Annotated in this window: 23 protein-coding genes and 2 tRNA genes; 17 read left to right on the top strand and 8 right to left on the bottom strand. The window is 31.0% G+C overall.

The genetic code is table 11. The features are described 5' to 3' along the window. The first annotated feature begins 181 nt into the window (after window positions 1-181). From Q1A15_RS18475 to Q1A15_RS18495, 5 genes are all read left to right on the top strand, one after another. A complete protein-coding gene (locus Q1A15_RS18475) occupies window positions 182-481 on the top strand; it encodes a hypothetical protein (protein ID WP_299627494.1) in 300 nt (99 codons plus the stop codon). Between the two features lie 57 nt (window positions 482-538). Beyond that, entirely contained in the window at window positions 539-1,474 is a 936-nt protein-coding gene (gene ctlX / locus Q1A15_RS18480) for a citrulline utilization hydrolase CtlX (RefSeq protein WP_299627496.1), read from the top strand. 125 nt (window positions 1,475-1,599) lie between these two features. Next, a complete protein-coding gene (locus Q1A15_RS18485; protein WP_299627498.1) occupies window positions 1,600-1,911 on the top strand; it encodes a hypothetical protein in 312 nt (103 codons plus the stop codon). A 196-nt stretch (window positions 1,912-2,107) separates the two neighbouring features. Continuing rightward, complete coding sequence (locus tag Q1A15_RS18490) at window positions 2,108-2,440, top strand: hypothetical protein (protein ID WP_299627499.1); 333 nt, start codon at window positions 2,108-2,110, stop codon at window positions 2,438-2,440. Between the two features lie 261 nt (window positions 2,441-2,701). Then, complete coding sequence (locus Q1A15_RS18495; protein WP_299627501.1) at window positions 2,702-3,031, top strand: hypothetical protein; 330 nt, start codon at window positions 2,702-2,704, stop codon at window positions 3,029-3,031. A 24-nt stretch (window positions 3,032-3,055) separates the two neighbouring features. On the opposite strand, the gene pafA is transcribed toward Q1A15_RS18495, so the two are convergent. Continuing rightward, window positions 3,056-4,708, bottom strand: coding sequence for an alkaline phosphatase PafA (gene pafA, locus Q1A15_RS18500; RefSeq protein ID WP_299627503.1), 1,653 nt, complete (start codon window positions 4,706-4,708; stop codon window positions 3,056-3,058). Between the two features lie 143 nt (window positions 4,709-4,851). Here pafA and Q1A15_RS18505 point away from each other — a divergent pair, with 143 nt between their 5' ends. The 4 genes from Q1A15_RS18505 to Q1A15_RS18520 all read left to right on the top strand — a co-directional run bounded on the left by Q1A15_RS18505 (window position 4,852) and on the right by Q1A15_RS18520 (window position 6,671). Then, window positions 4,852-5,592, top strand: a complete 741-nt coding sequence (locus tag Q1A15_RS18505) for an ABC transporter permease (protein WP_299627505.1) — start codon at window positions 4,852-4,854, stop codon at window positions 5,590-5,592. Between the two features lies 1 nt (window position 5,593). Beyond that, a complete protein-coding gene (locus tag Q1A15_RS18510; protein WP_299627507.1) occupies window positions 5,594-6,358 on the top strand; it encodes an ATP-binding cassette domain-containing protein in 765 nt (254 codons plus the stop codon). 113 nt (window positions 6,359-6,471) lie between these two features. Continuing rightward, window positions 6,472-6,544: transfer RNA gene (locus Q1A15_RS18515), tRNA-Lys, on the top strand. 44 nt (window positions 6,545-6,588) lie between these two features. Then, window positions 6,589-6,671, top strand: a tRNA-Tyr gene (locus Q1A15_RS18520). A 252-nt stretch (window positions 6,672-6,923) separates the two neighbouring features. Here the strand turns inward: Q1A15_RS18520 and Q1A15_RS18525 are convergent. From Q1A15_RS18525 to Q1A15_RS18535, 3 genes are read right to left on the bottom strand one after another with little or no spacing between them, the layout of a single operon-like run. Then, the gene (locus tag Q1A15_RS18525) at window positions 6,924-8,111 is read right to left on the bottom strand and encodes an ATP-binding protein (protein WP_299627509.1); all 1,188 of its coding nucleotides are present in this window, start codon (window positions 8,109-8,111) and stop codon (window positions 6,924-6,926) included. Beyond that, window positions 8,108-8,647, bottom strand: coding sequence for a heme NO-binding domain-containing protein (locus tag Q1A15_RS18530; protein WP_299627511.1), 540 nt, complete (start codon window positions 8,645-8,647; stop codon window positions 8,108-8,110). The genes Q1A15_RS18525 and Q1A15_RS18530 overlap by 4 nt, the downstream gene beginning before the upstream one ends. Before the next feature lie 3 nt (window positions 8,648-8,650). After that, window positions 8,651-9,055 carry a response regulator gene (locus tag Q1A15_RS18535; protein ID WP_299627513.1) on the bottom strand — a complete coding sequence of 135 codons (405 nt, stop codon included), beginning with the start codon at window positions 9,053-9,055 and terminating at the stop codon, window positions 8,651-8,653. A 218-nt stretch (window positions 9,056-9,273) separates the two neighbouring features. Between Q1A15_RS18535 and Q1A15_RS18540 the strand changes: the two genes are divergently transcribed. Beyond that, on the top strand, window positions 9,274-10,710 hold the full coding sequence (locus Q1A15_RS18540; protein WP_299627515.1) for a DUF389 domain-containing protein: 1,437 nt from the start codon (window positions 9,274-9,276) through the stop codon (window positions 10,708-10,710). Window positions 10,711-10,796: 86 nt separating this feature from the next. Here Q1A15_RS18540 and Q1A15_RS18545 read toward each other — a convergent pair whose 3' ends face one another. The 4 genes from Q1A15_RS18545 to Q1A15_RS18560 all read right to left on the bottom strand — a co-directional run bounded on the left by Q1A15_RS18545 (window position 10,797) and on the right by Q1A15_RS18560 (window position 15,185). Continuing rightward, window positions 10,797-11,423, bottom strand: coding sequence for a hypothetical protein (locus Q1A15_RS18545; RefSeq protein ID WP_299627517.1), 627 nt, complete (start codon window positions 11,421-11,423; stop codon window positions 10,797-10,799). A 6-nt stretch (window positions 11,424-11,429) separates the two neighbouring features. After that, window positions 11,430-11,852, bottom strand: coding sequence for a DUF2141 domain-containing protein (locus tag Q1A15_RS18550; RefSeq protein ID WP_299627519.1), 423 nt, complete (start codon window positions 11,850-11,852; stop codon window positions 11,430-11,432). Window positions 11,853-12,008: 156 nt separating this feature from the next. Beyond that, complete coding sequence (locus Q1A15_RS18555) at window positions 12,009-14,165, bottom strand: TonB-dependent receptor (RefSeq protein ID WP_299627521.1); 2,157 nt, start codon at window positions 14,163-14,165, stop codon at window positions 12,009-12,011. Window positions 14,166-14,261: 96 nt separating this feature from the next. Continuing rightward, window positions 14,262-15,185 carry a GyrI-like domain-containing protein gene (locus tag Q1A15_RS18560; protein ID WP_299627523.1) on the bottom strand — a complete coding sequence of 308 codons (924 nt, stop codon included), beginning with the start codon at window positions 15,183-15,185 and terminating at the stop codon, window positions 14,262-14,264. A 71-nt stretch (window positions 15,186-15,256) separates the two neighbouring features. On the opposite strand from Q1A15_RS18560, the gene pdxH reads away from it, so the two are divergent. The 7 genes from pdxH (at window position 15,257) to Q1A15_RS18595 (ending at window position 21,727) form a co-directional block, all read left to right on the top strand. Next, window positions 15,257-15,904, top strand: a complete 648-nt coding sequence (pdxH, locus tag Q1A15_RS18565; protein ID WP_299627525.1) for a pyridoxamine 5'-phosphate oxidase — start codon at window positions 15,257-15,259, stop codon at window positions 15,902-15,904. Window positions 15,905-15,934: 30 nt separating this feature from the next. Beyond that, complete coding sequence (locus tag Q1A15_RS18570) at window positions 15,935-16,423, top strand: histidine phosphatase family protein (RefSeq protein WP_299627527.1); 489 nt, start codon at window positions 15,935-15,937, stop codon at window positions 16,421-16,423. Window positions 16,424-16,435: 12 nt separating this feature from the next. After that, window positions 16,436-17,329: an ethanolamine ammonia-lyase reactivating factor EutA gene (locus tag Q1A15_RS18575; protein ID WP_299627529.1), complete on the top strand. Its 894-nt coding sequence runs from the start codon at window positions 16,436-16,438 to the stop codon at window positions 17,327-17,329. A 119-nt stretch (window positions 17,330-17,448) separates the two neighbouring features. Continuing rightward, on the top strand, window positions 17,449-19,536 hold the full coding sequence (locus Q1A15_RS18580; protein WP_299627531.1) for an OmpA family protein: 2,088 nt from the start codon (window positions 17,449-17,451) through the stop codon (window positions 19,534-19,536). A gap of 143 nt (window positions 19,537-19,679) precedes the next feature. Then, on the top strand, window positions 19,680-20,510 hold the full coding sequence (locus Q1A15_RS18585; protein WP_299627533.1) for an AraC family transcriptional regulator: 831 nt from the start codon (window positions 19,680-19,682) through the stop codon (window positions 20,508-20,510). 114 nt (window positions 20,511-20,624) lie between these two features. Further along, window positions 20,625-21,242, top strand: a complete 618-nt coding sequence (locus tag Q1A15_RS18590) for a hypothetical protein (protein WP_299627535.1) — start codon at window positions 20,625-20,627, stop codon at window positions 21,240-21,242. A 5-nt stretch (window positions 21,243-21,247) separates the two neighbouring features. Continuing rightward, a complete protein-coding gene (locus Q1A15_RS18595; RefSeq protein ID WP_299627537.1) occupies window positions 21,248-21,727 on the top strand; it encodes a (2Fe-2S)-binding protein in 480 nt (159 codons plus the stop codon). Window positions 21,728-21,730: the final 3 nt, after the last annotated feature.

Raw genomic sequence — 21,730 nt, forward strand, 5'->3', positions numbered from 1 at the left:
ATGAATTGCAAATATAAATGTTTATTAAAGTATAGGTGTAGAAAGCTTTTTTTGAGTGAAACATGCTCATTTATAGGGTGTTTATCTCCTTTTTTAGCTCTATTAGCGTATTTTACTATTAACAAATGTTAATTCTAAATGAAAAAAAGTATATTTAAACGTGAACATTTTTTATGAGGGTATGATTAAAGGGAAAATCTACTATGTATTACTGGGGATATTATTGCTGAATGTCCAAAATTTAACAAGTCAAAACACTACTGAAATTGAGTCTAAAAACAAGTTGAGAAATAATATTTTTGAATCTGTTAGACCAGAGTATGTTTTGAATATCAAGTTAAAAAGAAAACCGAATAGCAATAAGGTGATTATTACTTCAATGAAGTATGAAAAAAGACAATCGGAGATTTTTAAATTATTGTTAGCTCAAAAGGAAAGAATAGCAGCCTTAGAGAAAAAACAAAAGAATCAAAGAAAGTAAGATTTTCTTCTTCAACAAATAGCAGAATAGAAACCAAAATGAGTTACTTTTGCTGCTATGAAACAAACTACCAATACGATTCTAATGATTCGTCCTATTGGTTTTAGGATGAACGAACAAACAGCGGTTAATAACTATTACCAGAAGGTTTTAGATAATGTATTGCCGTCTACTGTAAACGCAAAAGCACAACAAGAGTTTGATAATTATGTAGAGAAACTAAGAAGTTACGGAGTTAACGTAATTGTTGTTTCTGATACTGATGATTCAGACACGCCAGACTCTATATTTCCTAATAACTGGATATCTTTTCATCAAGATGGAACAGTAGCATTGTATCCAATGTTTGCTGAAAATAGACGATTAGAAAGAAGAGAAGATATTTTAGAAACTCTTGAAGAACAAGGTTTTTTAATTGAAAATGTTGTTGATTATACTTCTGCTGAAGAAGAACAAGTTTTCTTAGAAGGTACTGGAAGTTTATTATTAGATAGAGTAAATAAGAAAGCCTATTGCGCTTTATCACCAAGAGCAGACGAAGAACTTTTTATAGAGTTCTGTGAAGATTTTGAATATACACCTGTAGTTTTTACGGCTAACCAAACTGTAAATGACGAACGTAAAGCAATATATCATACAAATGTAATGATGTGTTTAGCTGAAACTTTTGCTGTTATCTGTTTGGCTTCTATAGATGATAAAAAGGAACGCAAAAATGTAATCAAACATTTAAAAGAAGACGGTAAAGAGGTAATTGATATTTCAGAAGCTCAGGTAAATAACTTTGCAGGTAACATGCTTCAGGTTAGAGGTGAAGATGATGAGCGTTTCTTAGTGATGAGTCAAGCTGCCTACGATTGTTTAACGAAAGAACAAGTAAATAAAATAGAAAAACACTGTAAAATTATATCAAGTTCTTTAGATGTAATTGAAGGCTGTGGAGGTGGAAGTGCCCGATGTATGATGGCTGAAGTTTTTCTTCCAAAACAATAAATTTTAAACCGCTTTTATAGCGGTTTTTTTTATGTGTTATCATATCAAATTTAAGTTTTCAATATTTGATTTTGTGACTTTTTTAGTTGAACTGTTTCTTAATTAGTGTAATTAAAGGTATAAGTATGAACACAAGAGTAAGATTAATAACAGTTTTAACATTCGTAATAATTTTAGGAATTAGAAATGTTATTAGTCAGAAAGTAGAAGTTAAAAATAACGTTGAATATTTAGTTCAAGATGATAATTCAGAAGATTTAAATACAATTAAAAAGGTAATTTCTAAAGTAAAAAATGAAAATCGTAAGATCAATTTTAAAGACGCAATTCGAAAAGTAGATAAGCTTCAGAAAAAAAGAAAAGTATTGAGGTTTAGGAAGAAAAGGAGGAAAAACACCCTAAATAAGTGTTTTGCTGAAAAGAGTGATAAATGTTAAATAACTGATTTTTAATGGTTTATTTATTGGTTAAAAACGTTAAATTTTAATTTTTTTGATTGTTTAAAGAAGAAAATCGACCATTTATCGATGAAAATATACCATTAATCGACAGTTCATTGTTTAACGAGAAAATATTCGTACCTTTATTATATCCCCAAATTAACGAAAAATGATTGTCAAACATCCCCTAAAGTTGATAGTAATCATATTACTATTCTTTAACTACCAACAAAGTATAGCACAAGAAAAAAAAGTAGTTGTTAAACATGGAGTAGAGTATCTCGAAGAGTCTGATGAAGACGGAGGTTTAAACTCAATCCAGGCACCTTCAAACACAGTTACTGTTAAAGCGAAAGCTAAAAAATCAAAGAAACTTTCAAAAGAAGCATTAGCATTACAAAAAATGAGTAAAGTTACTCAGAAAAGAAAGAAGCTTAGGTTTAGAAATAAAAGAAAGAACGATCCAAAGAAATGTGTTAAGAACGTAAAAAAGCAACAGTGCGAATCTTCAGGTAAAAAGAAATAAATTAATCCTGTTAGAATAAGTTTGTAGTTGCAATTAACTTTTATGTTTGGAAAATATAATAGAATTATTTGAATTCTAGTGAAAGATTACCATTATGGTAATCTTTTTTTTGTTTAACAATCCCTTTATTTATAAGGGATTGTTTTTGTTTATAAGAAAAACTTATTCTTTTTTGTAAACTCATTGGTGTTTCTGAGACTACTATAATAAGCATGCTGATTACAAATAATTAGAATAACAATTAGATAAAAATTAATTATTATGAACTCAAAAATTAAAAACATACTTATCCCCCTAATAGTGGTATTAGTTTTAGGGATTCAGCAGAATACAGCACAAAATGTAACTAAGGTTAATGGAGTAGAATATATTAACAAAGAAGTTGCTAATAATGACTTAAATTCTATAAAGGTTCCTGTAAAAAAGATTAAGCTTAGAAAAACTAAATTAAGAAAAGCAAACAAGAATATTAGAACTGTAGCAGATCTAGAAAAGATAGTACAAAGAAAAAGAAATCTTCGTTTTAGAAATAAAAGGAGAACTGCCGACAAATGTTTTAAAGAAGAGGTTTGTCACACAGATAAAAAATAAAAGAGCACCTAAGTGCTCTTTTATTTATTTAAATATTTCATCTACGATTTTACCAGACGATCCATTTGGAAATTCTATCTCTAACAAATTTGAAATAGTAGGAGCAATATCTATAATTTCATAATGCTTTTTAGAACTACCTTTTGTAATTCCATTTCCATAAAATATTATTGGTACATGAGTGTCGTATGAATAACCAGATCCATGAGTTGATCCTTTCTTCGAATAAATAATTGTAGAAGGATTAGGTATCAATAACACATCACCAGAAAATTTCTGATTATAACCATTTTGTAAATGGTTTAATATCCCTTTGTTAAATTCTGTACGTTGTAATGTTTTTGCTGTAACAGATTTATAGATGCCTTTATAGTTGATGATGTTTTCGTTAATTACCTCAGCTACTTTTTCTACACTAAGCTTTTTCTTTTCAATATTTTCTTTGTTTAAAAAGATCTGAAAATTTGAAATATTTTCAATGAAATCTTCAGAATTGAAATACTGTTTTGTAATACTTTTTACATAGTTTAAAAGCTTACCGCTACTTAAATAGTTTGCAGGTATTTTAACGGATTGTAAATAACTAGGTACTTGTACAGCGGCATGATCTGCAGTTAAGAAAATTGTATAATTATCTTTTCCAACTTGCTTGTCTAAGAATAATAGTAAACTTTCTAATTCTTTATCAAATCTTAAATAAGTATCTTGAATTTCTTTAGAATCTACACCAAACTGATGTCCAACATAATCTGTAGAAGAATAACTTAATGTTAGAAAATCTGTAAACTCACCTTTTCCTAAATTTTCACCTATTATAGCAGCTTTTGCAAAATCTGTAGTTAACGAGTTACCAGCAGGTATAGCTTTAATAATACTATAATTATTGTTTTTGCTTCTTAAATTAGGAATATCATGAGGGAAAGTAGGTTTCTCTTCACCTTTGAAAGTATTCTCATAGTTATTATCGTCAGCAATACTTTCTGTATATGTACTGATGTCATAAAGAGTTTCCCAAGGTTGTTTCAAATATTCATCAGCAACACCAGAATTATTAAAATCAGCTACCCATTTAGGTAAAGCATCCATATAAAAAGAAGAAGAAATCCATTGTCCTTTACTTCCTCCATCAAACCAATATGCTCCGTTAGCAGTATGCCCAGCAGGTAAGATTGCAGATCTATCTTTTATACCGATACCAATGGTTTTTCCTTGCATATTTTGCGCAAGCTTTAATTGATCGGTGACAGTTGTAGTTAACATTCTGTATGGTGATTTTTTACCACCGTCTCCGTCATTTCCAACAGTTTTATAATTGTTGTCATCAACACAATAGATAGATTTTTTTTCAAATTTATCATACCAATTGTTACCAATAATTCCATGATGACTCGGAGTTGTTCCTGTAAAAACAGAAGTGTGACCAACAGCTGTATATGTTGGAATGTAATTAAAATGAGCATTCTCTAGAGAGAATCCGTTTTTTAATAAACGTTTAAATCCACCGTCACCATATTTTTTTTCAAAACGAGTTAAATAATCATAACGCATTTGGTCTACAACTATTCCTATGACAAGTTTAGGTTTAGTAGGATTTGTAGTTTTTTCTTCTTTTTTTGGGAAACAGCTTGCAAAGCCAATAATAAGAAGAAATACTATTGATTTAATATAATGGTTCATTATTCAAAATTTTGTCTTCAAAATTACTGAAATCAAGAATAACAAAGCGTTTTTATTCGTTTATGTTAATGATTTTTTAATCTTAAGTCAGAATTTAACCAAGTAAATATTCTTTAGTACATTAGCAGAATAAAAAGGAATAGATGAATTATATCGAGCATGTTGGTAAGTATTTTATGATGCTTGGTCAGGTCTTTAGAGCTCCTCAAAAATTTAGAGTTTTTTGGGAAGCTTTATTTAGAGAGATTGAGGAGTTAGGTTTAAAATCGATAGGAATTATTGCTTTTATTTCCTTCTTTATCGGAGGAGTAATAGCATTACAAACTGCATTAAATATTAGCGATCCTTTAATACCTAAAATGTTAATAGGTTTTGCTACAAAACGTTCTGTAATTCTTGAATTTGCGCCAACTTTTTGTTCTATTATTTTAGCAGGAAAAGTAGGGTCTTACATTACTTCAAGTATCGGAACCATGAGAGTTACCGAACAAATAGATGCCTTAGAGATAATGGGTGTAAATTCATTAAACTATTTAATACTTCCGAAATTATTAGCGACAATATTCTTTTATCCGTTTTTAGTGATTTTAGGTATGTTTTTAGCCATCTTCGGAGGTTGGGTAGCAGGAAAGGCTACAAATATGTTTTACGAGGCAGATTATATCATGGGAATACAATACGATTTTGATCCATATTTAATCGTTTATGCGCTAATAAAAACAATTGTATTTGCTTTCATTATTGCAACGGTTCCTTCTTATCACGGATATTATGTGAAAGGTGGTTCGTTAGAAGTTGGTAAAGCAAGTACACAATCTGTAGTATGGACGATAGTTGTTATTGTAGTTTCAAATTATTTCTTAACTCAAATGTTACTTACTTAATATGATTAGAGTTAACGATATACATAAAAGTTTTGGTGATACAGAGGTTTTAAAAGGAATTTCAACCGAGTTTGAAGCCGGGAAAACAAATCTGATTATCGGACAAAGTGGTGCCGGGAAAACAGTATTTCTTAAAAGTTTATTAGGATTACATTTACCAGAGAAAGGAACGATAGTTTACAATGGTCAGGTAAATACGGAAATGACTATTGATGATAAACGTGAGTTTAGGAAAGAATTAGGGATGGTTTTCCAGGGAAGTGCATTATTTGACTCCTTAAATGTGGAAGAGAACGTAATGTTTCCTTTAAAGATGTTTACCAAACAATCTCTAAGCGAAATGTTAGATCGTGTAAACTTTGTGTTAAAACGAGTGGATTTAGAAAGCTCTAATCCAAAATTTCCTGCAGAACTATCTGGAGGAATGCAAAAGAGAGTTGCTATTGCTAGAGCTATTGTAATGAATCCAAAATATTTGTTTTGTGATGAACCAAATTCAGGATTAGATCCAAGTACTTCTATTCTGATAGATAATTTGATTAAAGAGATTACAGAAGAATATCAAATCACGACAGTAATCAATACGCATGATATGAATTCTGTTATGGAAATAGGAGATAAAATTGTTTTCTTAAAAGATGGAATTAAGGCTTGGGAAGGAAGCAGCAAAGAGATTTTTAAAACAGAGAATAAAGCTGTAGTAGACTTCGTTTACTCATCTAACTTATTTAAGAAGGTTAGGCAAGCATATTTAAATGAAAAGTAAAGTTTTGATTATTAAATAATTAATTTTTTATTCAAAAAAAAGATGAAAAAAAGTGTAAATAAATTTGGTCCGAACTAGGAATCGTTATATATTTGCAACCGCTAAGAAAAAATGACCGGGTAGCTCAGTTGGTAGAGCATCTCCCTTTTAAGGAGAGGGTCCTGGGTTCGAGCCCCAGCCCGGTCACTATTTAAGCTTCTCTTCAGGGGAGCTTTTTCTTTGAAAATTTCGGGGAGATTCCAGAGCGGCCAAATGGGACGGACTGTAACTCCGTTGTCTTTCGACTTCGCAGGTTCGAATCCTGCTCTCCCCACAACACTTATACTTAATTGGGGAATTTTTATGAGGGGCGTTTAACTTAAAAGTTGAGCGTTTTTTTATTCCACTAACTTCAATACAACTTCAAGTAAAAAAAACAATCTAGAGTATTTCTTATTATAGTATCATTAAGAGTAAAGTTAATTACAATGAATTTCTAAGTGATTTATTTTGTTCTAGTGTTTTTTGGAATAAGAAAATTTCTCCTATAAAAGGAGTTTAGCCATATTTATAAATGATAAAAAAATTATTTAGGAAGTTCAAAAATAAAAGTAGCACCTTTTCCAAATTCAGATTCTACCCAAATTTTACCTTTATAGAGTGAAATTATTTTAGTAACAATTGCTAAACCTATTCCTGTAGAGTTATGATGATCATCTAAGGTTTGAAAAATATCAAAAATCTTTTTATGATACTTTTCTTCAATCCCTTTACCGTTATCTTTCACTTGAAACTGCCAAAACTCTCCCATGTCAGTATAAGAAACAGTAACCAAACCATCTTCCGCTTTAGCGTATTTTACACCGTTACTTATTAAGTTTTGGAAAAGTTGATGTAAACGGAATTTATCACCTCTAATAGTTGGTAATTTCTCAGGTATCTTTACCTGGACATGTTCTGGGATATGAATAGTATCTATAATATCGCTAACAACAAAATCTAAGTCTACTTGTCGTTCAGATCGTTCAACTTTATCTACACCTGCATATTTTAAAATTCCATTAATTAAATGATCCATTTTATCGATCTTTTTAATTAATAGTTCAAAATTCTTCTTTATGTCTTCGTCATTTACTAATCCACTTATGTCTTCGTTAAGCCAAGTAACAAGAGCATTCATACTACGAAGAGGTGCTTTTAAATCATGTGAAACTACATGAGCAAAATCATTTAGTTCTTTATTACTAATTGTAAGATGATTTAACAGGTCTTCTCGTTCTTTTTGAGCTATAAGGTCTTCTGTGATATCTCTAATGATACCATGGGCAAAAATGGGTTCATTTTGTTCGTTATAAACCAAACTAGAATTAATTTCTATCCATCTTACTTCTTTCTTTTTGTTGTATACTCTAGCTCTAAAGTTTCTGAACTTTCCTTTTTCTAGTAATTCAGCATACGATTGCATTGCATATTCGTAATCTTCTTTATAAAGAGTATGAGTAACATTAAAAGAATCGGTGAAACCAAAGAAATCTTGAGAAGCGTCATTCATCTTTAAAACATTACCATATAAATCCATTAGTATGTAAGGATCTACAATAGTTTTAAAGAGACTTTCTAAATGAGTTTCTTTCTCATTTAAAATATTTTTTAATTTTTGATTGGCTTCGTATAACTCTAATGATTTATCCTCAAGAATCTTCTCAGCAGCTTTTCTTGCTAATCGTTCTCTTTGTAAGGCGTTTTCCAGTAATTTTATTTTAGAGTCACTCATTTTTTTAGAATTTCAAAACGTACTTCAGATCCATCATCTTTCAATAGTTCGTGTTGAATTTCGCAATTTTGTCCGTAATGTTCAAAACTTTTTTCCATAAGTCCTTGTGCAAATGGATAAAGTGATCTAGAAGACCTGTAGATTAAGACTATTTTATTATCAGTTTGTTCTAAAGTTTCGAACTGAGGTAATTCAGCATCAGGATAGAGTTTTCTTACCTGTACATGAATATGACCTTCAATTGATGATAATAATTCAATAGGTCCTTTGTAGGTTTTTAAAATTGAGCCATAATTTTTAACAAGTGCATCGAAGAAATGTAACCCATAAACTTTTAGGAGATCATTAGGTGCTATTTTAGTAACATTACTAAGATTTGTTAATAAAGATACCATTTCGGTAAATTTGTAAGTTCCAACAGAAGTATACACTCCATTAGATTCTAGTTCAGATTGATCAATGATCTGCTGAACAGTTTCTAGACCAAATTTAGACTCAACTAAATCTAGAAACTCTGTAAAAACGATTCCTTTCATAATTTAACTAACTAGTTCACTACTTGTCCAGTAATCTAACATCGTAGTGATATTTTTACTATAATCTTCGTACCGAATAGGTTTAAGAATGTAACCTGCTATACCTAGTTCATAACATCTCTTCAAGTCTTGCATATTATCAGAACTTGATAGAATTATAATTGGAATGTATTTTAATCTTTCGTCAGCTTTCAGGATCTCCAAGAACTCTATCCCATTCATTTTAGGCATATTCAAATCTAAAAAAATGAGTTGAGATAATGAAGAACTTTTTAATTTCTCTAAAGCATCTTCACCATTAGTGGCTTCTGTAATCTTCGTAGGATGATTGCTTTGCTTGCAAACTCTCGAAAATTTCATTCTTTCTACTTCGTCGTCGTCGATGAATAATATGTTCAGTTTTTTCATTATCAACATGGAATCAAAATTTTTACACCATGAAATTAAAAAAAATGTGTTTTGAAAGCCTTTGAATTTGTTAAATGAGGATTCTTCTTTAGATTATTGGTTGATTACTATAGATGAATGATTTTTAAATTTCTGTGAATTTCATTGTTGAATTGTAAATAGAATTTATAGTATAATTGATCTTTTCGTATCTTTCGAACCAAAAAATAGGTGTAAATATGGATGAAAATAAGCAAGAAGGAACGATAGATAAATCGAAAGAAGCAGTTAAACAAGATGCTAAAGGACTTTGGACAAGTTTTAAAACCTTTATGCATGAGCTTTTAGATTTTAAACACGATACAGATCAGGAAGCTACGATTGAAGCCATAAAAGGAGATATTCCTTTTAAAGGAGCTACTGCATGGATTTTAATCTGTTCAATCTTTGTGGCATCTATTGGTTTAAATGCAAATTCAACAGCTGTAGTAATTGGAGCCATGTTAATATCTCCATTAATGGGACCAATTTTAGGTGTAGGAATGTCGTTAGCTATTAATGATATTGATACCTTAAAAAAATCATTAGTAAACTTAGCTACAATGATCGTGTTGAGTTTAATAACAGCTTTCTTTTTCTTTTTTATTTTTCCATTAAAATCAGATACGTCTGAATTAATGGGGCGTGTAAAGCCAGATATTCGAGATGTGTTAATTGCTTTCTTTGGAGGTTTAGCTTTAATTATCGCACGAACTAAAAAAGGAACGATTGCCTCGGTAATCTTTGGTGTGGCAATTGCCACAGCATTAATGCCACCTTTGTGTACTGCAGGTTATGGTTTAGCTATTGGAAATATGGATTATTTCTTAGGAGCAATGTATTTGTTTACGATTAATGCAATATTCATAGCATTAGCAACTTTTATAGTATTGAAGTTATTAGGGTTTACAATGATTCGTTACGTGAATTCTAAAAAGAGAAAACGTGTAGCTCAAATAGCTTCTTTAATAGCATTATTAGTAATGGTACCAGCAGTGATGACTTTCTTAAAAGTTTATAAGGAAACAGTTTTAGATGCTAGTTTTAATAAATACATAAAAAAAGAAGTTACAGATAATGATAATCTATGGTTGAATGGAGAGCCTAAAAAGGATGATAAATTAAAAGAGATTAGACTTAGGTTTAATGGGGAAATAGCTCCTGCTGTAGAAACAAACTTAAAGTTGAAAGTTAAAGATTACGATAAAATTTCTGATTACGAGGTATTTGTCATTGGTAATAAATCGAGAAGTATAGATGATATTTCTAAATCTTTAGAAAGAGCATATAATAACTTAGATCAGAAAGATTATGTTATTAATGGATTACAGGATAAAATTAAAGAGTTAGAAAATGAAATTTCTGGATTAACTTCAGCTATAGAAAAAGCAGATAAAAGTAGTATTCCTTTTAGCTCAATTGCAAGAGACGCTAAAATTAGATTTGCAGATATCAAGCAAATTAGTTTTTCAAAAGTTTTATCTACAAAAGATTTTATTAAAGTAGATACAATTCCTGAAGCTAGTGTGGTTTGGAATAAAAAATTAAAAGAATCATATGTTGCTAAAAAAGAAGCGGAATTAAGAAAATGGTTACAAAAAGAAATGAAACTAGATACACTTTACTTAAAAAAATAGAAATATTAATTTTGAGTTTAAATTTTAATAAAAGTAAAAAGAGCAATCAAAATGATTGCTCTTTTGTAGTATTGAGGAATAAGAATTTATTTAGTCTTCTTACATTTTTTAAGAACTTCAATAGCTCTGTCTTTTCCATATTTAGGATAGAATTGTGGTAATTCTTCTTTGTCAAATAACTCAGCTGCTTTTGCTACATCTTTACAATATGGATCAATAGGTTGTCCGAAAAATTGTGCGCTTCCCATATCCCATTCAGCTTTTCCTAATAATACTCTTGGGTTTTCAGGAGCTAATTGTAATGCTTTGTTGTATAATACTGCGTTTTTTCCAGATAAAGACATACCGTATTTTTGACCGTCAAAAGCAATATAAGCTGTGTTTAATAAAGCTTGATTAATAATAATTTCAGGATTATCTGGTGAAATACTTTTAGCGATATCTAAAAACTCTTGAGCTCTTTTCAGTTTAGCGTTTAATTTAGCTTCATCTTTAATTCCGAAACTACCTAATATTTCTATTGTAGCAACATAGTATGACGGTAGCCAATTGTCTTTTTCAGCATTTGCAATTCTTTCAAATAATTGAGAAGCTTCTGTGTTTTTTTGTTGTCCCCAAAGCTCGAAAGCTTTCTGCATTCCAGTTTCGTACTTCGATTGTCCAGATATTTGTATTGTTATACTTAATATAAATAGTGTGATGAACTTTTTCATGAGATGTTATTTTATAGTGATAGCTAAAGAAATATTTTTATCTACTGTGAATTTTGCATCTTTAAATTTAGGCGGACCAAAGAATCCTTTTGCATCGTTAGACATTCCTATTGGTTCTTTCGGAATTCCGAAGATTTTAGTATCCATTTTTTTATTGTCATTTTCATCATGAAAAGCAGAAATTGCATAATTTCCAGAAGAAATATTTTTAAAAACGGCCACAGCTTTTTTATCATTAATCTTTACGATTTCACCTTTAACAGGATTCTTTAAGAAGTTATCTTCCGAATCGTATAGTGCTACATATAAATCTCCTTTGTCAGATTTCATTCCAGAGAAGTCTATTGTAATTGAGTAAGTTTCTTGAGCTAATATGCTAGAGAAGCAGTTTAGCATAAATATGATTAGTAGTAAAATAAGTCTTTGCATAGTTTTAAGATTTAAATTCATTTCAAATATCTTTTGTTTTATTGTTATTTAATCAAAATTCTTACCGAGTTGTTAATTTTGGTTACCGAATTGTATTTGGGATAAAAACGGACGGTAAATTTAATGTAAGAATGACCTTTCTTTGTTTTAAAGTTTTTATAAATTATCTAATTGATTGCTCTTATTGTCATCGCTAATAGACCAGAAAAAACCGATAAAAAAGAACTGATCTGCATTTGGTCTTAATGCTTGTCTTTCAAATGTTCCATTAACATTAGGTTGATTGCTGTAATTGTATCCAAAAACGTTTTCTGTTCCTAAAACATTGTTTACAGAAAAGTATAAAATCTTCTGCTGACTGATTAAGTAAGCTGCATTTAAACTTACTGAATTATAGTTTTTTGTTTTTTCATTTAAGAAACCGCTAATATTAGGATTTGTATATGTTCTACCTGTAGCAAATCTATATGATAAACCTAGTTGAGTTTTCCATTGTTCTACCCAGTATTTACCTACTAAAGAAGCATTATGAGATGAAGCAAAATTAGGAACTGCTTTGGTCGGGAAATTTCTATGATCTCTTTCTGTATCTAAGTATGAGTATGATAACCAGTAATCTAAATTTTTAATGTTTTTGTTATCTCTCCAGAATACGTCTATACCTTTTGCAAAACCATCACCATTATTGTTGAAGTTTGATGTTGGCGAAGCAAACTGACCATCGAATTTTACCAATTCGTCATAAGCTTTGTAGTAAGCTTCAATTCTAAACTGTTGCTTGTCTTTTAAGAATTGATAATTCGCGATATAATGTGTTGCATTTTCAGGATTTAAATCTGTTGAAAATTTTAAATATTCACTTCTTGGGTTTTGATAAAATCGGCCATAAGCTAATGAAAACTGAGATGTTATTCCGGCTTTATAAGCTAATGAAACTCTAGGAGAATAAGTCATCTTATTTGAGAACTCATTATTTTCAGCACGCAATCCAATTTTTGTAGCTAGTTTTTTAGAAAAGAAAATATCAGTTTCAGCAAAAACTCCAAAAATGTTATTGTTAAATCCGTAATTAAAAGCTCCTGTGTTATTCGGATTAAAACGTTCGTTAAAATCTGTGATAAAATATTCTGCACCGAAATTAAGTTTTAATCTACTTGAAAAACGTTTCGTAAGTTTTGCTTTAAAGTGAGCTGAATTTTCTTGATCATTAACAGTGTTGTCTTGCAATTTAAAATCTGTAGTTTCATTCGTATAACTAATTCCACCAGAAACTTTCCAACCATTATCTAAACGTTGTTTATAAGATCCGTTGAAGTAAAGATTGGTGTTTTCTAGAGCAAAGTTAAACCCGTCTTCAAAATTTATATCATTCTGAATTACATCAAGATTAGAATAACTGAAAGAACTGTACAATTTTAATAGTCCATCTTCATTAGGCTGGTGTCGATATACCATTTCTCCACTAGCACCTTCAAAAGGTTCATTCCATTCATCTCTTCCAGGAAAAGCAGCTTGATACGGAGCTAAATTGATGTAAGATGTATTTATGCTGAAAGAGTTTTTACCCCAGATTTGAGTGTTTCCAACTCCAGCACCAACAGTCATTAACTGAATTTCAGTCTTTTCTTGATCTGGTTTGTCAATAGTATTTAATGTAAGTACACTAGAAAGTGCTTGTCCGTATTCTGTAGAATATCCTCCGGTAGAAAATGTCATTCCTTTAAATAAGAAAGGAGAAAAACGACCTCTTGTAGGAATATTACTAGAAGTAGGAACAAAAGGATTGAATACACGAATTCCGTCAATAAAAATCTGAGTTTCATTAGCATCACCGCCACGAACAAACAATCTACCGTCTTCATCATTTGCAGAGGTTCCTGGTAAAGTTTGAAAAGCACCTACAACATCGCCTAAAGCACTTGCAGTAGTAACAATATCTAAAGGTTTTAAAGCCACAGCTCTTGCTTTTTCACCAGCGTCAAAACTTCCAGCATTAATAACTACAGCGTCAAGAGTATTTACATCTTCTCTTAACTTAATGGTTAAATTTTGTAGTTTGTTTATAGTTGTTGTTTTATAAAAAGTTTCAAAAGAAATAAAAGAGATTACCAATGTTTGTGTTCCTTCTTCTGAAGTTGTGAAACTATATTTTCCAACTTTATCAGTAGAAGTTCCGTCGTAAGTTCCGTCAAGATATACATTAGCACCTTCAATAGGATTTCCTTTTACGTCTATAACTCTACCAGAAATTTGTGTTTGAGCAAAGCTTAAAAGACTAATTAAAAAAGAAAAAATAAGTAATTTAGATTTCATGTCGTTTTTTTATTTGATGATACAAAGGTGTACCAGTCATGCTCTTTTTCATAAAAAGAAATACTGAGTTGTAAAAAAAATAAGATGAATTGTTTTTTAGTGAACAGGAATGTAAATTGTTGTATTACATTTTTTTTGAGGATGTGTATTGTAGTCGTTATGATAAATATCAAAAGGATCTAAATCACTATTAATTTTGTATCCTTTATTAAACATCCAAACAAAAATCCCTTCCCAAGTTTTCTGAAACTCGTCTAAACCAAGTTCAAAATTTACTTCAATATATTTTCCGCCTTTAATTGTTCTTGTGTTGATATCTGAAGTGTCAACTTTAGATTTGTCAATACTTATACAAGCACTTACTTTTAGCTTATCTGGAGCGGTTATTTTAGGGCTGTCGTGATAAATAGACATGATTTGGTTTCCTCCATTCATTAAATTTCTCGGATATGCCCATTGTAAAAGTTTTTCGAAAGCTTTTCCTAAATTTTGAAAAGGCCCGATATGTGGAATATATGCCACATCGATATCTTCAATAGTAACGACGTTTAATTTTCGAGCTTTATCTTCAATATGTTGTATGTAATTTTTCATATTGTAAATGTATTGCTCCAATTGCGTTTCTACTTTTCCATTCTTGCTTTTCGTTTTGCAAATCTTGCTAAATCTACTTGGTGTCCCTTCTTTAAATTGTTTAGGACTAATTCCATAAAACTTTTTAAATGTTCTAGAAAAAGACGATATACTAGAAAAACCAGAAAGAAAAGCTATTTCTGTAATTGTTTTATTTTGTTTGTGAAGTAAAAAATCAGCAGATTTTTCAATACGTTTTCTTGTGACAAAATTAACGAAGGTTTCTTCGGTAATAGCTTTAAAAATTCTGTGGAAGTGAAAAGGAGAGAAGTGAGCCTTTGCGGCAACATCTTCTAGCAGAAGTTTAGAAGTGCTATTTTCTTCTATATACTGAATGGCATTATGTATGCGAACAATAGTGTCGGTATTTAAATCATAACTTTTCACAATAACAAATGTATACTATTTAAAAAGAACTCGCATTTATATCGTATTTTTACATGACTAAAAAAACACAGATGTCACAAGATTTAAGCGACTACAGAAAGACATATGATAAATCTGAATTGTTAGAGGTGAATTGTCCTGAAAATCCAATTGAATTATTTAGAGATTGGTTTTTGCAAGCCAGCGATTCTGAAATGGTTGATGAAGCTAACGCGATGAGTATTTCTTCAATAGGATTAGATGGTTTTCCTAAAACTAGAGTGGTATTATTAAAAAAGTATACACACGAAGGTTTTATTTTTTATACAAATTATAATTCTGAAAAAGGAAAAGCCATAACAGCAAATAATAAAGTTTGTTTGTCGTTTTTTTGGGCAGGATTAGAGCGACAAATTATTATAAAAGGAAGCGCAGAAAAAGTAGCCGAAAATCTATCCGATGGTTATTTTGAATCAAGACCAGATGGAAGCAAACTAGGAGCTTGGGCTTCTAATCAAAGTGAAGTTGTAGTTAATAAACAAGTGCTTACTGATAATTTGAGTAAATTAGAGAAAGAGTTTGAAAATAAAGAAATTCCGAGGCCAAAGCATTGGGGTGGATTTATAGTTAAGCCTGTTTCAATTGAGTTTTGGCAAGGACGCCCAAACAGAATGCACGATAGAATTCGTTACGAATTACAAAAAGATTTTAACTGGAAGCTTGAACGTTTAGCTCCGTAATACTATATTTGAACATTCTTTTTTAGTTGAATGAAAACAATTTACATAGTTCGTCATGCTAAATCATCGTGGAAATACACGAGTGTAAAAGACCACGACAGACCGTTAAAAGAGAGAGGAATTAATGATGCTCATTTAATTTCTAAGTTTTTAGCGAAAAAAATTCAAAGGCCAGATGTGTTTATTTCTAGTAGTGCAAATAGAGCATTACAAACAGGAATAATTTTCTGTGAAAACTTTGGATATCCGATGGCTAATTTAAAGATTAGTAAACAGCTATATAGTTTTAGTGATGGTTACTTAGTGAAAACGGTAAAAGCTTTAGACGATAATTTCGATAGTGCAATTATTTTTAGTCACGATCATGGAATCAATACTTTTGTAAATAAGTTTGGAAGTAAACCAGTAGCTCATGTAACTACTTGTGGAGTTGTAGGAATTCAGTTTAAAGAAAAACATTGGAAAGACATTAAAAAAGGAACCACAGTTCTTGTTGAGTTTCCTAAATATCATAAATAAAACGAATCACTTTTGAAGATAAGGAAATACGCAGCCATTGATATAGGGTCGAATGCCGTTAGATTATTGGTAGCAAATGTAATAGAAGATAAAAAGAAAGCGCCTAAGTTTAAAAAATCATCCTTAGTAAGGGTACCAATTCGATTAGGAGCAGATGCTTTTGTAGAAGGAAGTATATCTGAAAATAATATCGATCGAATGTTAGATGCTATGAAGGCTTTCAAATTATTAATGAAAGTTCATGGTGTTGAAAAGTATAAAGCATGTGCAACTTCAGCAATGCGTGAAGCTTCTAATAGTGAAGAAATCGTAGAGAAAGTACTTAAAAAAACAGGGATTGAAATAGATGTAATAAATGGAGCAAAAGAAGCAGCAATTATTTCTTCTACAGACTTAAAACATCTTATCAATTCTGATGAAACGTATTTATATGTAGATGTAGGTGGAGGTAGTACCGAGCTTACAATCTTTTCTGAAGGAAAAATTATCAATTCTAAGTCATTTAAAATAGGAACAGTTCGTTTGATAAATAATTCAAAAGAAAAGAACAAAAAAATATTTGCTAAGGTTGAAGAATGGATTACTAAACACACAAAAGACTACAAAAGAATTTCTCTAATAGGTTCTGGAGGAAATATCAATAAGATTTTTAAAATGTCTGGATTAGATGCTGGTAGACCTATCTCATATATTTATTTAAATGCACAGTTTGAGTATTTAAAAAAGATGAGTTATGAAGAGCGAATTTCCGAATTAAGTTTAAATCCAGATCGTGCAGATGTAATTGTGCCTGCAACAAAAATTTATCTTTCAGCGATGAAATGGAGTGGAGCACGAAGAATTTTTGTGCCTAAAATAGGGCTCTCAGACGGTATTGTTAAGAGTTTGTATTTTAATAAATTATAAAGTTTTTTAACGGTTCTTTAACAATGTTAAAATTTGTTTATATTTGTTAGAAGTGTGACTAATTCCCCGATAACGTGTCACATAGAAGCAAAGTAATCAAAAAACAAATTTTATCCATTATGAAAAAACTTGTCTTATCCGGTGCTATTCTGGCTGTCGGGTTTACGGTTTCTGCCCAAGATCTACCAACCAATGCAGAACCAGGAAAATGTTATGTTCGTTGTAAGACTCCAGAAGTCTGGAAAAACGAAGATGTAACTATAGAAGTAGCGCCAGCTTACAAGAGAATTGTAACTTATCCGGCGAAATACAAAACAGTAACAGAAAGAGTTTTAATTGACGAAGGAGGAGAAAAGCTTATTGTTGTACCAGCTAAGTATGAAACAGAAAATATTACAGTCGTTACTAAAGAAGCTAGTAAACGTTTAGAAAAAACTTTAGGTAGACCATCTGTAGAGAATGTGTCAGTAGTTACAAAAGCAGCAGCAAAACGTTTAGAAGTTGTGCCAGCACAATACGAAATGCGCGATGTTGAAGTAATGATTAAAGAAGGGTATAAAAAGTTAATTAACGTACCAGCGCAATTTGAAGTTAGAGATGAAGTAATTACGGTAAAAGAAGCAAGTCAGCGTATTGTAGTAGTTCCTGCCAAAATGAAAACTATTTCAGAAGAGGTAGTTGTGAAAGAAGCTAGTAAACGTTTAGTTTCTATACCTGCAAAGTATGAAATGCAAGATGTTGAAGTAGTAGTAAAAGAAGCTTCAAAAAGAATAGAAATTATACCTGCTAAATATGAAATGCGTGATGTAGTGGTCACAATTAAAGAAGCAAGTAAACGTTTAGAAGTCGTTCCAGCAACCTTCGGAAAAGAAACAGTTACATATACTAAAAGAGAATATGGAAACAAATTAAGAGTGGTTCCAGCAGCATTTTCTAGAGACAGTGAAGTAATTGAAGTAAGGGCAAAATCTGCAAAATGGCAAATGAGTGAAAGAGCTCCAGATTGTACATCTTCAGATCCTAATGATTGTCGTTATTGGTGTTACACAGAAGTTCCAGCTCAATTTGCTACAGTTGACAAAACAGTTTTATCTGCTGACGCTTCAGTAGTGAAAACTCCAACATGTGATGAAGATAATACACCAGGAGGATGTGGAAAAGCATCTTACATCAAAAGAGTTATGAAATCACCACCAACTACAAGAGAGATTGATATTCCTGCAGTAACTAAGGTTGTTAAGAAAAGAGTTATGGTAACTCCACCAACGACTAAAGAGTTTGATGTTCCTGCAGTGACAAAGGTTGTGAAAAAAAGAGTAATGGTGACTCCACCAACTACAAGAGAAGTTGTAATACCAGAAGTAAGACAAACAATTAAGAAAACTGTAGTTGATGTTCCAGCTAGTAAAAGAGTTATAGATATTCCAGCAGTAACTAAAGTTGTAAAGAAAACAGTTATGGTAACTCCACCTACTACAAGAGAGGTTGATGTGCCTGCAATTACTAAAGTAGTGAAGAAAAGAGTTATGGTAACTCCACCAACTACTAAAGAATTTGATATTCCAGAAGTAACAACAACAGTTAAGAAAACTATACCTGCTGTTCAAGGAACCACAGAAATAGATATCCCAGAGGTTACTACAATAATGAAAAAAACTGTAATGGCTGCTGCTCCAACAACAAGATCTGTTAAAATAGAGCCTAAATATGCTTCAGTAAAAAAGACTGTCTTAGAGAAAGATTCTTATTCAGAAGAAAAACCTGTAACGGCAAAATTTAAAACAGTAACTAAAGAGGTTTTAGTTTCTAAAGGAGGTTTAACAACTTGGAAAGAAGTTGAGTGTAAATTAGTAAATAATACTCCATTACCAATTAATTGGAATTTAGGAAGTGCTACATTAACTTCAGGAGCAAAAAGAATTATCGATGCACGTTTATTACCAATCTTAAAAGATGGTGTTGCAGTAGCAATCGAATCACATACTGATGCTAGAGGATCTAAAACCAGTAATCAATCATTATCAGAAAGAAGAGCACAAGCAGTAGTAAATTACTTAGTGTCTAAAGGAATAAATCCAAGTAAGTTAACAGCAAACGGATACGGAGAAGCAAGATTAACAAACAGATGTAAAGATGGAGTTTCTTGTACAGAACGTGAACATGCTGCTAACCGAAGAACGACATTTAGAGTTATCGATCAACAATAATCGATATCGCTAAATAAACTATCTAACAAAAATCAAAAAGCCCGAGTGAAAGCTCGGGTTTTTTATTCTAAATAGTTTTCGTGTTATTTTATATTGAATTTTTTAGACAAGTTTTGAGTTAGTAATGTTTGTAATTTTGAACTATGGATGAACATAGAATTAAATATATACAATGTGGCGATGTACAAATAGCAGCATCTTGTGAAACGAATTGTGAACGAATAACAGAAGTATATCATCCAAGCACTTTATTGTTATATACTCAAAAAGGTAATCTACATGTTACCACAAAAGATCAATCTAGTGTTATAATAGTAGGAGAATATGCAGTATTAAAAAAATATACAGAAGCTACTATGTTCAAGACTTGGTCTGATGAAGAAGGAGAAGCGAGAACATATGGATTTGGATTAACTAATGAATTTTTAGAACGTGTGATTTCTGAAATATCATTACCAAATAGGAAGCGTTTGTCTGAGTCACTTTTTCGTTTAAAACCAACGAAGAAACTAGATGATTTGATGGAGTCTATAATTTTACATGTTGATACGAATGATAAATTAGATCCAAAAATAGTAGAGGAAAAGACATTAGAAGCTTTAAAAGCACTTGCAGAAGCTGATGTCAAAATACTTGAGATTTTTCATGAGTTTTCAATAAAGCAACAAGGAGATCTAGAGAAGTTAATGAAACATAATTTTTTATATAAAATTCCTTTAAAAGTTTTAGCTATTCAATCAGGAAGAAGTTTATCTACATTCAATAGAGATTTTAAAAAGTTGTTTAACGATACGCCGCATAATTGGATAAAGAAGCAAAGACTTTATTTCGCAAAAAAGATGATGAAAGAACACAAAATGAAACCTTCTCACGTGTATCTAGAATCTGGATTCGAAGATTTAGCACATTTTAGTAAAGCTTTTAAAAAACAGTTCAATAAAACTCCGAGAGATTTTTACAAGTCAATTCTTTAATTTGACTTTTTTATACAACTAATTAAAAATCAAATTGTTTAACTTTATAGAAGTTTGCTCTTTTTCTCTAAAAAGATTAAATCAACATAATTATAAACTAAACTTTATTACTTCATGAGCAAAAGAATATTATTTTCTTTGTTGGTGTGCTTACTTGTTTTATTTGTGCTTTATCCTAAAAGTAAAACCAGTGAGATTTACTTACCTGTAAAAGAAAAAACAGCAACAGAAGATTCAGATAAAAATTTTCATCTAATGATGGATGTGTTAACACATAAACGATGTGTGAATTGCCATCCAAATGACAATATTCCAAAACAAGGAGAAGATAGTCATCCACATTATTTCGGAATGTCAAGAGGAGAGAATAATTTAGGTTTCGATGCTACAAAATGTACGACTTGTCATCAATCAGAGAATAATGATTATTCTGGTGTGCCAGGAGCTCCTGAATGGAGTTTAGCACCAGCTTCCATGAAATGGGAAGGATTAGATAGATATGAAATAGCAGCTTTAATGTTAGATCCTAAAAGAAATGGAGGAAGAACACCAGATGAAACAATGCATCATTTAACAGAGCATGAGTTGGTTTTGTGGGCTTGGAATCCGGGAGTAAACGCAAATGGAGATCCAAGAGAGAAACCACCTGTTTCTAAAGAAAAATATATTAAAGCTGTAAAACAATGGTTTGAAGATGGCGCAGTAATACCAGAAAACCCTAATAAAAAGTAAAACGTATGAAAAAAATTTCTTTTACAATAAATGATAAACCTGTTGAGGTTGAAATTTTAGATGAAAATACACCTTTGCTTTGGGTAGTTCGAGATAATTTGAATTTAAAAGGAACAAAATTTGGCTGTGGGAAAGCAGCATGCGGAGCTTGTACTTTGCATGTTGATGGCGAAGCTGTGAGATCGTGTTCTTTTGCTGTAAAATATGTACAAGGGAAAAAAGTAACGACTATAGAAGGTTTAGGAACACCTGAAAATCCTCATCCAGTTCAAGAAGCTTGGATTGAAGAGGTGGTTCCGCAGTGTGGTTATTGTCAACCAGGTTTTATGATGGCGACAGCAGCTTTGTTAGAAAAGAATGCGAATCCGACCGATGAAGATATCGACAATAATATTATCAATATATGTAGATGTGGAACTTATTATAGAATGCGAAAAGCAATTCATAAAGCAGCAGCATTGAAGAATAAATCACTAAATATTTAAGAT

Origin of the sequence: uncultured Tenacibaculum sp., assembly GCF_947495995.1 — a bacterium.
In the GTDB taxonomy this organism is placed as follows: domain Bacteria; phylum Bacteroidota; class Bacteroidia; order Flavobacteriales; family Flavobacteriaceae; genus Polaribacter.

What these genes read in the sequence shown, in the direction of transcription:
- Q1A15_RS18475 (WP_299627494.1), top strand. Translation starts at nt 182, where the DNA reads ATGATTAAAGGGAAAATCTACTATGTATTACTGGGGATATTATTGCTG.
- ctlX (WP_299627496.1), top strand. Translation starts at nt 539, where the DNA reads ATGAAACAAACTACCAATACGATTCTAATGATTCGTCCTATTGGTTTT.
- Q1A15_RS18485 (WP_299627498.1), top strand. Translation starts at nt 1,600, where the DNA reads ATGAACACAAGAGTAAGATTAATAACAGTTTTAACATTCGTAATAATT.
- Q1A15_RS18495 (WP_299627501.1), top strand. Translation starts at nt 2,702, where the DNA reads ATGAACTCAAAAATTAAAAACATACTTATCCCCCTAATAGTGGTATTA.
- pafA (WP_299627503.1), bottom strand. Translation starts at nt 4,708, where the DNA reads ATGAACCATTATATTAAATCAATAGTATTTCTTCTTATTATTGGCTTT.
- Q1A15_RS18505 (WP_299627505.1), top strand. Translation starts at nt 4,852, where the DNA reads ATGAATTATATCGAGCATGTTGGTAAGTATTTTATGATGCTTGGTCAG.
- Q1A15_RS18510 (WP_299627507.1), top strand. Translation starts at nt 5,594, where the DNA reads ATGATTAGAGTTAACGATATACATAAAAGTTTTGGTGATACAGAGGTT.
- Q1A15_RS18525 (WP_299627509.1), bottom strand. Translation starts at nt 8,111, where the DNA reads ATGAGTGACTCTAAAATAAAATTACTGGAAAACGCCTTACAAAGAGAA.
- Q1A15_RS18530 (WP_299627511.1), bottom strand. Translation starts at nt 8,647, where the DNA reads ATGAAAGGAATCGTTTTTACAGAGTTTCTAGATTTAGTTGAGTCTAAA.
- Q1A15_RS18535 (WP_299627513.1), bottom strand. Translation starts at nt 9,055, where the DNA reads ATGAAAAAACTGAACATATTATTCATCGACGACGACGAAGTAGAAAGA.
- Q1A15_RS18540 (WP_299627515.1), top strand. Translation starts at nt 9,274, where the DNA reads ATGGATGAAAATAAGCAAGAAGGAACGATAGATAAATCGAAAGAAGCA.
- Q1A15_RS18545 (WP_299627517.1), bottom strand. Translation starts at nt 11,423, where the DNA reads ATGAAAAAGTTCATCACACTATTTATATTAAGTATAACAATACAAATA.
- Q1A15_RS18550 (WP_299627519.1), bottom strand. Translation starts at nt 11,852, where the DNA reads ATGCAAAGACTTATTTTACTACTAATCATATTTATGCTAAACTGCTTC.
- Q1A15_RS18555 (WP_299627521.1), bottom strand. Translation starts at nt 14,165, where the DNA reads ATGAAATCTAAATTACTTATTTTTTCTTTTTTAATTAGTCTTTTAAGC.
- pdxH (WP_299627525.1), top strand. Translation starts at nt 15,257, where the DNA reads ATGTCACAAGATTTAAGCGACTACAGAAAGACATATGATAAATCTGAA.
- Q1A15_RS18570 (WP_299627527.1), top strand. Translation starts at nt 15,935, where the DNA reads ATGAAAACAATTTACATAGTTCGTCATGCTAAATCATCGTGGAAATAC.
- Q1A15_RS18580 (WP_299627531.1), top strand. Translation starts at nt 17,449, where the DNA reads ATGAAAAAACTTGTCTTATCCGGTGCTATTCTGGCTGTCGGGTTTACG.
- Q1A15_RS18585 (WP_299627533.1), top strand. Translation starts at nt 19,680, where the DNA reads ATGGATGAACATAGAATTAAATATATACAATGTGGCGATGTACAAATA.
- Q1A15_RS18590 (WP_299627535.1), top strand. Translation starts at nt 20,625, where the DNA reads ATGAGCAAAAGAATATTATTTTCTTTGTTGGTGTGCTTACTTGTTTTA.
- Q1A15_RS18595 (WP_299627537.1), top strand. Translation starts at nt 21,248, where the DNA reads ATGAAAAAAATTTCTTTTACAATAAATGATAAACCTGTTGAGGTTGAA.